At 40.8% G+C, this 12,578-nt stretch carries 13 protein-coding genes and 1 pseudogene; 10 read left to right on the forward strand and 4 right to left on the reverse strand.

Features of this window, described 5'->3' with window-relative positions:
- Positions 1–50: 50 nt before the first annotated feature.
- The 6 genes from NI465_RS06425 to purD all read left to right on the forward strand — a co-directional run bounded on the left by NI465_RS06425 (position 51) and on the right by purD (position 6,618).
- On the forward strand, positions 51–938 hold the full coding sequence (locus NI465_RS06425; protein WP_004646703.1) for a bile acid:sodium symporter family protein: 888 nt from the start codon (positions 51–53) through the stop codon (positions 936–938).
- A 131-nt stretch (positions 939–1,069) separates the two neighbouring features.
- Positions 1,070–1,975 (forward strand): 50S ribosomal protein L11 methyltransferase, encoded by a 906-nt coding sequence (prmA, locus tag NI465_RS06430; RefSeq protein WP_004646702.1) that lies wholly within the window; start codon positions 1,070–1,072, stop codon positions 1,973–1,975.
- 15 nt (positions 1,976–1,990) lie between these two features.
- A complete protein-coding gene (locus NI465_RS06435) occupies positions 1,991–2,869 on the forward strand; it encodes an MJ0042-type zinc finger domain-containing protein (protein WP_191112733.1) in 879 nt (292 codons plus the stop codon).
- Positions 2,870–3,267: 398 nt separating this feature from the next.
- Positions 3,268–3,537 carry a DNA-binding transcriptional regulator Fis gene (fis, locus tag NI465_RS06440; protein ID WP_001086304.1) on the forward strand — a complete coding sequence of 90 codons (270 nt, stop codon included), beginning with the start codon at positions 3,268–3,270 and terminating at the stop codon, positions 3,535–3,537.
- Positions 3,538–3,632: 95 nt separating this feature from the next.
- Positions 3,633–5,207, forward strand: coding sequence for a bifunctional phosphoribosylaminoimidazolecarboxamide formyltransferase/IMP cyclohydrolase (gene purH, locus NI465_RS06445; RefSeq protein ID WP_004646700.1), 1,575 nt, complete (start codon positions 3,633–3,635; stop codon positions 5,205–5,207).
- Between the two features lie 127 nt (positions 5,208–5,334).
- A complete protein-coding gene (gene purD, locus NI465_RS06450; protein ID WP_253144693.1) occupies positions 5,335–6,618 on the forward strand; it encodes a phosphoribosylamine--glycine ligase in 1,284 nt (427 codons plus the stop codon).
- Positions 6,619–6,675: 57 nt separating this feature from the next.
- On the opposite strand, the gene NI465_RS06455 is transcribed toward purD, so the two are convergent.
- The 4 genes and pseudogenes from NI465_RS06455 to NI465_RS06470 all read right to left on the reverse strand — a co-directional run bounded on the left by NI465_RS06455 (position 6,676) and on the right by NI465_RS06470 (position 8,589).
- A complete protein-coding gene (locus NI465_RS06455) occupies positions 6,676–6,897 on the reverse strand; it encodes a hypothetical protein (protein ID WP_253144695.1) in 222 nt (73 codons plus the stop codon).
- A complete protein-coding gene (locus NI465_RS06460; RefSeq protein WP_253144697.1) occupies positions 6,875–7,381 on the reverse strand; it encodes a hypothetical protein in 507 nt (168 codons plus the stop codon). Before NI465_RS06460 ends, NI465_RS06455 begins: the two co-directional genes overlap by 23 nt.
- Positions 7,363–8,175, reverse strand: a pseudogene (locus NI465_RS06465) (IS5 family transposase). Before NI465_RS06465 ends, NI465_RS06460 begins: the two are co-directional and overlap by 19 nt.
- Positions 8,176–8,196: 21 nt before the next feature.
- Complete coding sequence (locus NI465_RS06470; protein WP_253144699.1) at positions 8,197–8,589, reverse strand: hypothetical protein; 393 nt, start codon at positions 8,587–8,589, stop codon at positions 8,197–8,199.
- 67 nt (positions 8,590–8,656) lie between these two features.
- Here NI465_RS06470 and NI465_RS06475 point away from each other — a divergent pair, with 67 nt between their 5' ends.
- From NI465_RS06475 to NI465_RS06490, 4 genes are all read left to right on the forward strand, one after another.
- Positions 8,657–9,217, forward strand: a complete 561-nt coding sequence (locus tag NI465_RS06475) for a GNAT family N-acetyltransferase (protein ID WP_253144701.1) — start codon at positions 8,657–8,659, stop codon at positions 9,215–9,217.
- 597 nt (positions 9,218–9,814) lie between these two features.
- Entirely contained in the window at positions 9,815–10,690 is an 876-nt protein-coding gene (locus NI465_RS06480; protein WP_253144703.1) for a MetQ/NlpA family ABC transporter substrate-binding protein, read from the forward strand.
- A gap of 76 nt (positions 10,691–10,766) precedes the next feature.
- Positions 10,767–11,792 carry a methionine ABC transporter ATP-binding protein gene (locus tag NI465_RS06485; protein ID WP_253144705.1) on the forward strand — a complete coding sequence of 342 codons (1,026 nt, stop codon included), beginning with the start codon at positions 10,767–10,769 and terminating at the stop codon, positions 11,790–11,792.
- The gene (locus NI465_RS06490) at positions 11,789–12,484 is read left to right on the forward strand and encodes a methionine ABC transporter permease (RefSeq protein WP_004279923.1); all 696 of its coding nucleotides are present in this window, start codon (positions 11,789–11,791) and stop codon (positions 12,482–12,484) included. Before NI465_RS06485 ends, NI465_RS06490 begins: the two co-directional genes overlap by 4 nt.
- Positions 12,485–12,578: the final 94 nt, after the last annotated feature.

Raw genomic sequence — 12,578 nt, forward strand, 5'->3', positions numbered from 1 at the left:
TCCAAAGAAAATCAGAAGTATTAAAACAATTTTCGACAAGGAGCATACAGATGGATTCTGGCCTTATAACGATATTACTGCCGCTGGCACTTGCAATCATCATGATGGGACTGGGCCTTGAACTGACGCCTCGGGACTTTAGCCGTGTCACTCGTCACCCCAAAGCCGTATTTATAGCATTGTTCTGCCAACTGGTTATTCTGGTTGGCATTGCCTTTTTACTCTGCAAGCTATTCGCTTTAACCCCATTACTCTCAGTCGGGTTGATGCTCCTGGCGGCTTCGCCCGGGGGTGCAACAGCCAACCTGTTTAGCTATCTGTTTAAAGGTGACTTAGCCCTCAATATCACTTTGACTGCTATCAACTCAGTCATCGCAGCGATTACCTTACCTTTAATTATTAATTTTTCGATCATGCATTTTATGCAGGATAGCCAGCAAGTTGGCCTGCAATTCGGCAAGATTCTGCAAGTCTTTGCGATCATCCTGATTCCGGTGGGAATTGGCATGTTGATTCGGCGCTATGCACCAGGCGTGACCGCAAAACTGAATCGGCCGCTGCGGATTTTTTCGATTGGCTTTTTGGTGCTGATTATTATTGCCACACTCATCAAAGAGCGCAGCAATATCGGTGAATACTTGACCCAGGTGGGTCTGGCGACTGCCTTGTTCTGCATCCTGAGCCTGAGTATTGGTTATCTGATTCCGCGACTACTGAATATTAATAGCGCTCAAGCCCGTGCCAGTGCATTTGAAATTGGCATTCATAACAGCACCCTCGCCATGACCATTGCCCTGACCGTGATTGGCAGTGCTGCTGTGGCGATGCCAGCCGCGGTTTATTCTATCTTTATGTATATCTTTGCTGCAATTTTTGGCAGTCTGTTGAACCGGCTTGCACCACTCCCGGCGCAAACACCTTTAACGAATCTGGATTAGATAAGCTCTGGAACTGTTCAAAGGATGCCTCAGGCATCCTTTTTATTTTGGGAATGGATCAAGAAGATAGCAGCGTTGAGTCTGAACTTCCGTTACAATAGCTTTTTGAAAAATGTATAAAGGTTATTTCTGTGAAGTGGTTACAAATTCATATTACGGTTGAACAGGCTCAGGTTGATTTTACTGAGACATTACTCAGCTCGCTAGGCGCAGTGAGTGTGACTTTGGATGATGCTGAAAACCAGGATTTGCTGGAACCACTTCCAGGTGAAACACCACTCTGGAATAAAGTGATTGTGACCGGTATTTATGCGCAGGAAGAAGGCGAAGAAATTGATGTTACCGCACTAGAAACCTTTATTCGTGCACAAATGCCAGATGCTCCGATCCGTCATGAACTGATTGAAGATCAGGCTTGGGAACGCACCTGGATGGATGCCTATGAGCCCATTCAGATTGCTGATAAATACTGGATCGTACCCGAATGGATGGAAGCACCTGATGCCGATGCGGTAAACATCAAGCTTGATCCAGGTCTGGCTTTCGGAACAGGCAACCACGCTTCAACTTTCCTGTGCTTACAATGGCTCGGCAAGATTGATGTGAAAGATAAAATTGTCATCGATTATGGCTGTGGCTCAGGTATTCTCGCGGTAGCTGCACTGCTATTAGGTGCGAAAAAAGCATATGCTACTGATATCGACCCACAAGCTGTACTGGCGACTCAGCAAAACGCTGAACTGAATGGCGTACTGGACAAACTTTATGTCGGACTGCCAGAAGAATTTAGAGATGAGCTCGGCAATACCAAAGCTGACGTATTTGTTGCCAATATTCTGGCAGCACCACTGATGATGCTGGCTCCCGAGTTCGCAACTTTAATCAAATCTGAGGGACAGTTCGCACTTGCGGGTGTTATTGAAGAGCAAGTTGCTGATGTTACTAGCATTTACTCAAATTATTTTGATATATTAGAGGTAGAAAAACGAGATGAGCACTGGTGCCGTATCTCGGGTAAACGCCATAAGAACGAATGAGCCTATAAATAATCCATGAGTGACAAAAGAACCCATTGCCCTACCTGTTCCACCACCTATAAGGTCACAGTTGCTCAACTCACCGTTGCGCAGGGAATGGTTTGCTGTCCTAAATGTACCACCTCATTTAATGCCTTATCGCATTTGGTGACCGAAACCCGGAATTCGGTCACTGCCTCAATGTCTCACGCTCAATCAAACTCCAGCGAATTCAGCAAAACTAATGCTCAAAATAACTCAGGTGTTTATCACACGGATCAGCAGCACCATCGTCATAGCCTGCTACAGATTTTTGATCAAAAAGTTGAACATTCCAATATTGACCTGGAAACCTATTTAAATAACCTGAATTATTTCAGTACCGAGCCGATTTCAGTCCTGCCGAGCATGAATTGGGAAGATCAGGCAGAAAAACAAACCAAACGTGGGCCAATGTACTATATAGGCTGGAGTTTACTTAATCTGTCGCTGTTCAGCCTGCTGCTGTTTCAATTTTTCTGGTTCAATCCGCAATACATCAAAAACAGTCACGTCATGAGTCTGGCCTTTAACAGTGCTTGTGAAGTGTTTAATTGTTCCAATCTGGAAAAATACTACACACTAATTCAGGTTAATAAAGTCAAAATCAAGGCAACCGGTAATAATGAAGCTGAGTTTAGCGGTGAGCTGATTAATTTTCATGAGCGTAGTCTGGCTTTACCAATTCTAAGAATCAATCTGGAACATCGCGGTGAAGTGATTGCAACTTATAACCTGTCCTCCGAAGAGTACTTGATTGAAAGTTTAGTCAATATTCAGCGCATTCCGAAAAACAGCCCGTTTAAATTCAAATTTAAGCTTCCAGTCGATCGCAAAAGCTTTGATCGCTATACTTTAGAAATAATTCGCCCCTAATCTACTGAGAAAGCATTAAAAAATTAAAAAAAGTTAAAAAAAATGCAGTTTTCTTGCTCACTTTTGCTTAGACAATGGTATGATACGCGCCACGAAAGCTATGTGCTGCAACTCCTCGCGACTTTTTCACAACAAATACAGTCTTGCCTAATGCGCTATAAAATTTATTGCGTATCGTGCAGATTTTTTTGTTTTGATTTTGGTCAGTAACAAAACTTTAACTATTGTTACGCTTATTTTTCGACCAAATCGCAGAGATGTGTCAAGCTACAGGCTCAATGTAATGACTAAGTTTTAGAACTTCCGTTTTAGGATCTAAAATGGAGTTCATTTCAATTTCTAGACCACTTTTATATATCACTTTACCCAAGTGATATTTGTTTTTCGGATTAATTCGCATGAATAGCAAATCTCCTATTTTTACTGCACAATCTGATGTTGCTTTACGTATCCACGTAGATCGCGCAGTTCGCCACTATTTTGCACAACTGCAGGGCGAGCAACCATCTCAGGTATACGACATGGTGCTAGCAGAAATGGAGAAACCTCTTCTATCTGTAGTTCTAGAATATACACGTGGTAACCAAACACGTGCTGCCGAGATCCTCGGACTCAACCGTGGTACTTTACGTAAAAAGTTAAAAGCTCACGGTTTAATGAGTGAATAAATGATAAAATGCTTGCGGCTTCCGCAGGCATTTTTTTTAACCTGTAAATTGCTGATTTTGTTTTATTCTGTTCCTTGAAAACTGTGACGAAGATCATGACTATTAAACGCGCTTTAATCTCTGTGTCTGACAAGACTGGTATTGTTGAATTTGCACAAGAACTTGCTGCTCTAGGGGTAGAAATTTTATCTACAGGTGGTACCTACAAATTGTTGAAAGACAATAATGTGGCTGTAGTTGAAGTTTCGGAGCATACAGGTTTTCCAGAGATGATGGACGGCCGTGTAAAAACACTACATCCAAAAATTCATGGGGGTATCCTGGCTCGTCGTGGTCTAGACGAAGCTGTGATGGCTGAACACAACATTGATGCTATTGATTTAGTCGTTGTAAACCTTTATCCATTTGCTGCAACGGTAGCCAAACCAAACTGTTCACTTGCTGATGCTATCGAAAACATCGACATCGGTGGTCCTACCATGGTTCGTGCTGCAGCAAAAAACCATGCATCTGTAGGTATCATCGTAAATGCTTCTGACTATGCAACTGTCGTTGCCGAGCTTAAAGCTGAGGGTGCTTTATCTCATGCAACTCGTTTTGACCTAGCAGTAAAAGCATTTGAACATACTGCTCAATATGACGGCATGATCGCATCTTACTTAGGCGCTCGCGTAGGTAAAGAAGAAGGTCAGGCAGACAAATTTGCACGTACTTTCAATACTCAATTGAACAAAGTTCAAGACCTTCGTTATGGTGAGAACCCGCATCAAGCTGCTGCATTCTATGTAGAAGACACAGCGACTGAAGCTTCTGTTTCAACAGCGAAACAGCTTCAAGGTAAAGAACTCTCTTATAACAACATCGCAGATACTGATGCAGCACTTGAATGTGTGAAATCATTTGCGAAGCCTGCTTGTGTGATCGTTAAACACGCGAACCCATGTGGCGTTGCAGTTTCTCTAGACGGTATTCAAGCAGCTTATGATCTTGCGTATGCAACAGATCCTGAATCTGCTTTCGGTGGCATCATTGCATTCAACCGTGAATTAGACGTTGCAACTGCACAAGCGATTGTAGATCGTCAATTCGTTGAAGTGATCATTGCACCGAGCGTTGCTGAAGGCGTTCTTGAAGTAACAGGCGCGAAGAAAAACGTACGCGTACTTGTATGTGGCGAACTTCCAGCAATCGATGCGCGTCAATCGCAACTTGACTACAAACGCGTAAACGGTGGTTTGTTAGTTCAAGATCAAGACTTGGGCATGATCACTAAAGATGATCTTAAAGTAGTCACCAAACGTGCGCCGACTGAACAAGAAATCGATGACATGATCTTCGCTTGGAAAGTAGCGAAATACGTAAAATCTAACGCGATTGTGTATGCTAAAAACCGTCAAACCATTGGTGTCGGCGCTGGCCAAATGAGCCGTGTAAACTCAGCTCGTATTGCTGCAATCAAAGCTGAACATGCTGGCTTGGTGGTTGAAGGTGCGGTAATGGCATCTGACGCATTCTTCCCATTCCGTGATGGTATTGATAACGCTGCGAAAGCGGGTATCAAATGCATTATCCAACCGGGTGGTTCTATGCGTGATGAAGAAACGATTGCTGCGGCTGACGAAGCTGGTATTGCAATGGTGTTCACTGGTATGCGTCACTTCCGTCACTAATTAATTTTAAATCCTCCCTAGCCCTCCTTAATAAAGGAGGGTTTTCTATATCATAGTAGAGCGAAGGGAGTCCCCCTTTTATCAAAGGGGGATTTAGGGGGATTCTATTTCAGAAGGATTTTTTTTAATGAATATTTTAGTTTTGGGTAATGGTGGTCGTGAACATGCACTTGCATGGAAAATCGCGCAAGATGATAAAGTCGCAAAAGTATTTGTAGCACCGGGTAATGCAGGTACTGCAACAGAAAATAAATGCGAAAATGTTGCCTTAAATATTTTAGACAATGCTGCGATTATCGACTTTGCAAAAAGCAATGCAGTTGAACTTGTCATTGTCGGCCCTGAAGCACCACTTGTGAATGGTGTGGTTGATGCTTGCCGTGCAGCTGGTGTAAAAATTTGGGGTCCAACGCAGTTTGCTGCACAGCTTGAAGGCTCTAAAGCTTTTGCCAAGCACTTCTTAAAACGTCACAACATTCCAACTGCTTTCTATGACGTGTTTACTGAAGTAGATGCCGCTAAAGCATTTGTAGAGAAAAATGGCGCGCCAATCGTGATCAAAGCCGATGGTCTTGCTGCAGGTAAAGGCGTAATCGTTGCCATGACCAATCAAGAAGCATTTGCAGCAATTGATGACATGCTTGCAGGTAACAAGTTTGGCGATGCAGGTTCTCGCGTTGTGATCGAAGAATTCCTTGCGGGTGAAGAAGCATCTTTCATTTGTATGATTGATGGCGACAACATCTTGCCGATGGCAACTTCTCAAGACCATAAACGTATTTTTGAAGGCGACCAAGGTCCGAACACTGGCGGTATGGGTGCTTACTCTCCTGCTCCTGTTGTGACGGCTGACGTATTTGAAAAAACCATGAAAGAAGTGATGCGTCCGACTGTTGACGGCATGAAAGCAGATGGTCATGTTTACACAGGTTTCTTATACGCAGGCTTGATGATTGATGAACAAGGTCAACCTAAAGTGATCGAGTTTAACTGCCGTTTTGGTGACCCTGAAACTCAACCAATCATGATGCGTTTAAAATCATCTTTAGTTGATTTGGTTGAAGCTGGTATTGCTGGTAACTTACCTGCGGAAGCTGAATGGGATGAGCGCAAGACTGTCGGTATCGTACTTGCGTCACGTGGCTACCCTGAAACGTCTAGCAATGGTGATGTGATTTCAGATTTAGACACTGAAATGGCAGATGCGAAAGTGTTCCATGCAGGTACTAAAGCCAATGAAAATGGTGAGATCGTGACTGCTGGTGGTCGTGTACTTTGCGTGACTGCACTGGGTAATACCATTGGTGAAGCACAAGCAAAAGCTTTAGAACTTTGCAAAAAAGTGACATTCGACGGCGTTCAATACCGTAAAGATATTGGTTACCGTGCGATTGCGCGTGAAAATGCTTAATCTAAATTTTGGTTAAGTAAAAACCCCGCTAAGTGCGGGGTTTTTAATTAGTAATTTTTATTTCATTTGAGCTACTAATTCTTTCCATTCATCAAAATTAGTATCTTGTGGATTATTCCAGTTTAATTCTTTCCCGACTTTTATTTTTCTAAGACCTATATTTCTTCTACAAGTAGCTAGCTCAAGCAACTCGGATAATATTCCCCACAATTCAAAAATTACTTCATATTCTGGACGTCTTCCACTATGCACTAGTTTAATTTCGAGATTTTCGAGCACTCTCTAATATCTTATAATTTTGTCTTGAGATAATTTTGGCTAACCTTAAAAGTTTATGCTTAGTTGCTATATTTTTTAAAAACTTAGCTTCTTCCCATGTTGTATGTAAACATCTTACTTGTCTTGGATAGCTATCCTTACATTTAATATAAATTTTCTTCCATAAAATTTCTGTAATTTGCTCAACTACAATCCACAAATTATTAAGCGCATCATTATTGTTTTGATTAATTAAAGATGTATAACCATTTAATAGAAAGAATGGTGTAAAAGATGGAATTGACTTAATTATTTCCTGCCCAGCATTATAAGCGAGTCTTAGATCATTAAAATGTAAAACTCTAGGATGCATCAACGGTAGATATCGTTCAGATATAGATGCCCAATTGCACCTTAATTGATTATGAAGCGATGGCAAATTAGAAAATAAACTTCGCTTTTCATATAATAGATCTCTTGCGAAAGTTAATTCAAGAGCATCCAATTCACCATTCCAACAATTAAATTCATTCTTAGACCAAATCGTTTCCGTCTATTTCTATACCGTTCTGTTAATATCCGAAAATATTTAAGTTTGCCGTTGATTGTTCAATTGTGATCCTACGCCGACTGATTTCTTGGTTGATCTGTTTTGCTATTTTGGGTAATGATAAATTCTTAGGTTTCTTGATTGGAATGAGTAACTTACTCTTAATCTGATGAAATCCTTTATAGGCTAAATCTGCCATAATACAAGGATAAATGATCATCTCCTTAAAATACTTACGCGCAATCGTCAGATCATGTTTTCTGCCACTTTCGACCTGTATACTTACAATTTGCTTTAGTCTTGGGTTAAAAATGACCTGTGTTTTTAGCGTATGTTTCTTCTTTTTACCGCTATAGAATTTTCTTTGTTTTTTTGGGACGCTCAATCTGTGACTCAGTGACATCAACGATCACATAATCACCTTCACTAAACTTTTGATTCCTTTTGGGTAATGCAAAAATCCGTGATTGAATCAGAGCATTTTCAACTTTATGAATAGTACGATTCACATTACTTTCAGCAAGATTATAGTCAGCGGATAATTCAATTTGAGTCCTATAACAGCGTAAGTAGTTTAGAGTTAACAATAATTGATCCTCTAAACACAAAGAATGCGGCCTTCCAGATTTTTTCTTGGCAAGTTCAGCGTGTTGTAACACCGATACCATTTTTAAGAATAATGGACGAGGAACTCCAACGAGTCGTTTAAATTCCCCATCATTAAATCGAGTTAAATTTTCATATTTCATGGGGCTAGTATAAACAATTTTTTACTTTCGCAAGAGATCTAATGTACCTACATCTAACTCATGAGGATGCAAGACCTCTGCATGGATCCCACCTAATAACAGGCAACACAAAATCTCATTTAATTTAGTAATACCATCAATGCGTGTTGGAAAATTTTCGCTTTGAGGGATTGCAATTGCTCCGTCATAACTAATTAAAGCACCTAAACTATCATCACTTTCTAAAGAAAGAATTCCGATTACTTTTGATAGTTGCATTTCCTCATAATCATTGTTATTGATCTGATCTAATGAAAAATTAATCCTAGGTTGTTGTTCACTAATGATTGCTGAAAAAGGTTTTAGATGAACCATCCAAGCAGGATTACTACAAACTTGCGTTTCTTGATTCTGAATCTGTTGATCATCCAACATAATTTCATCCATGTTATATTAAATTTTAATGATTAATAGATAACATCTTATATCTTGGTCTAAGTATATGTCATCAGCTTCAATTACCACCCCTCGCCTCATCCTACGCCAATGTCAAGACTCTGACATAGCTCCATTTATCCAAATGTGTGCAGATGACGAGGTCATGCGCTACTTCCCTAAAAATCTCGATGCGACTGAGGCAACTGCTTTTCTTGAACGTATCCGCACAGATATCGAAAAACGCGGTTGGGGAGCCTTTGCCGTAGAATTGAAAACCACAGGCGAATTTATCGGAGCTATTGGCTTACACGTGCATCCACCTGAGCTTAAAATTGCTGATGCCCCTGAAATTGGCTGGCGCTTGCTACCACAATACTGGAATCAAGGCTATGCCACTGAAGGGGCCAAAGCGGTACTGAAATATGCCTTTAGAACTCTACGACTCGAGAAAGTCATTTCTTTTACTGCCTGCATCAACACACCATCAGAACGTGTCATGCAAAATATTGGCTTAGAAAAAGTGGGAGAGTTTGATCATCCACTTGTACCTGCCGATCATATCTTGTGTAGACACGTACTCTATGAAAAACAGCGTTCAGATTATCTGTATATTCCCTTCTGTTAAAACAAGCTTGTAGTATCATGACCTGAGAAGACCAAGATCAGATACTAAGCTTAGTTAATATAAAGGAAAGATTTATCTCGTTAATGATAGAATTTTCTTAATTTGCCAAAAATCAGATATTTTCTTTAATTTATCTATATGCATTTTTTATATTTCTATCTTACAAAATCTTATAAAGATCAGTATTTAGACATATCTATTAAAGCCATATTTTAATATAAATAATATATTGTTTTAATTAATATTTTCTTTAAAAGATCTTTTTTATATTCGACTAAAGAGATAAGCAAGGCTTTTCTATCCAGTATATCGAATATAGATTTATTGTTATGATATTCGCAACTTCAGAACACCCAAACCTTACCATGTACTTATAAAATATCTATTTTCTCTCTCCAAAATAGATCAAGTACATCAGATTTGGGCTGCCTCTGACTTGATCAAGTTCATCAGGACTGTTGCTGCACGCTTGCATCTTCCGATCTCAAGCCCTCCTTAGCAATGATCAAGCCACCTACTTAGATCGTAATAAAACTCTTATTTAACACGATTTAAAAATGCTTATACTCTAGGCAAGAATAGAATTAGGACAATTTCATGAAAAAGTTACTTGGCGTTATCTTGAGTGCCTCTGTATTGACTTTAACTGGGTGTGGTAAACAGGAAGCGCCTGCCACTGATGCAGCGCAAACTAAAGATGCAAATGGTCTTCAAACTGTAACTATGGCTTCGACCGGTTCAGATGCAGACGTATGGCGTTATATCGCGACCCTGCCTGAAACCAAAGCAGCCGGTATCAAACTTGATGTGAAAAATTTTACTGACTATGTGTCAATGAACACGGCAGTAGCCAACAAAGAAATTGATGTGAATGCATTCCAGTCTTATGCCTATATGGTGGCTTACAACGATGCCAACACAGCCAAAATTGTACCTCTATCTACCACTTATTTAGAGCCAATGGGTATTTACTCAAGCAAAGTGAAATCTTTAAACGAGTTTAAAACTGGTGCAACCATTGCTATTCCTAACGACGGCGCAAACGAATCACGTGCATTATTACTTTTACAATCAGCAGGCCTAGTTAAATTAAAAGCTGGTTTTGACAATGTCAAAGGTACAACTTCTGATGTGACCGAAAATGCAAAACAAATCGTGATTAAGCCAATTCAAATGGCGACTGCAGTACGTGTAAAAGATGAAGTTGATGCGATTGTGCTGGGCAATACCCTGGCAATGGAAGGTGGTTTAAACGTATTGAAAGATGCGATTTACTATGAGCCAATCGATCAAAGCACAAAAATGAATGTCAACGTATTAGCTGTTGCAGCAGACCGTCAAAACGATCCAGTCCTGCAAAAAGTGGGTGCGTTGTATCATACGCCAGCAGTAAAAGCATATGTTGATGAACATTTTGGTGGTACGAAAGTTGCGGTAAACAAACCTGTGACGTATTTAACTGAATCAAAATAGTACTATAATAGACTTTTAGAACAGGCAAGGACGATTTCTTGCCTGTTTTTTTATCCGTGATGCAGTTTTTGACACTATGATTGAATTTAAAGATATTTCAAAACAGTATGAGCTTAAGGGTCAAACCTTGCATGCCTTGAATCAGATTAATCTTCAGATTCCAACCGGCAGTATTTTTGGCATCATCGGTTATAGTGGTGCCGGTAAAAGCACCCTCATCCGTCTGATCAACCTGCTTGAGCGCCCAAGCTCAGGCCGGATTATCATTAACGGAACAGATTTTACCGCACTGGATGCCAAAGCATTGCGTCAAGAACGTGCCAGCATCGGCATGATTTTCCAGCATTTCAATTTAATGCAAACCAAAACCGTGGCAGCCAATATCGAAATGCCCATGAAACTCCTAGGCTGGAGCAAGGCAGAACGGGAAAAGCGCCTCGAAGAATTATTAGACTTTATTGACCTGAAACATAAACGTCATGCTTTTCCAGATGAATTGTCTGGCGGTCAAAAGCAGCGTGTTGGTATTGCCCGTGCCCTTGCCAATCATCCAAAAATTTTACTCTGTGATGAAGCGACTTCTGCACTTGATCCACAAACGACTAAATCTGTTCTACAGCTACTTAAAAAAATTAACGAAGAACAAGGCATCACCATTGTTATGGTTACCCATGAAATGGATGTAATTGAAACCGTATGTGATTATGTCGCTGTGATGGAAAAAGGTGATGTGATTGAAACCGGCAGTACCTTACAAATTTTTAGCCAGCCGCAGCACCCGACGACCAAGAATTTTATTCAGACTGTACTTCAGCAACATTTACCGGTCAATATTCTAAATAATCTGGAAAACCAGAATCACAACAGTATTTATTGCCTGAAATTCCTCGGCAGTTCGGCTCAGGAAACCGTGATTCAAGCGGTGATTAAACAGTTTGATATCAGTTTAAATATCCTGTTTGCCAACATGACCGAGATTAATGGCACGGTGATTGGCCAGATGTTTATTCAGCTACTGGGTGATGCACAAGAAATTCAGGTAGCAATAAAATTCCTTGAACAACACGGCGTGCAAGTCGATCAGGCGGGAGTACAGGCATGAGAGATTTGATTGTACAGTGGCTAACAACGATCACGGCACCGTTCTGGAAAAGCTCCCTGTCGATAGATCAGTTCGTGACAGCATTGCAAGAAACCTTTCATATGGTGTTCTTCGCGATGCTGTTTGGCTGTATCTGGGGCTTCATTCAGGCGATTACCCTACTGGTGACACGTCCGAATGGGATTCTGCCGAATCGTGTGATTTATCACGGTCTCAATCCGATTGTGAATGCGCTACGTTCATTGCCGTTTATTATCTTGCTGATTGCAGTCATTCCACTGACCAAGTTAATTGTCGGCACATCGATTGGTACATGGGCAGCGATTGTTCCATTGACCATTTATGTCGGCCCATACATTGGTCGCCTGATTGAAACATCTTTGCTGGAAGTGAATGAAGGTATTATCGAGTCTGCCCAAGCCATGGGCGCGACGCCAATGCAAATTATCTTTAAGTTTATTCTGCCGGAAGCGCGTAGCTCACTGATTCTAAACTTGACTACTGCTACCATCAGTTTGATTGGTGCAACGGCAATGGCCGGTGCAGTCGGTGCGGGTGGTATTGGTGACTTAGCAATTTCTTATGGTTATCAGCGTTTTGATACCTCTGTAGTCATCATGACGGTGATTGTATTACTGATTCTAGTGCAGATTGTACAAAGCCTCGGTGACTGGTTATCCCGACTTCGTTAAGCTAGTTTTTATGTATGAATAAAGCCCTCTAAAAAGAGGGTTCTATTGTTTTTAATACTTACGATCCCTTTCTCATTATTTCAAAGTAAAGTCC

Origin of the sequence: Acinetobacter lwoffii, from assembly GCF_024129855.1 — a bacterium.
Classification (GTDB): domain Bacteria; phylum Pseudomonadota; class Gammaproteobacteria; order Pseudomonadales; family Moraxellaceae; genus Acinetobacter; species Acinetobacter lwoffii_L.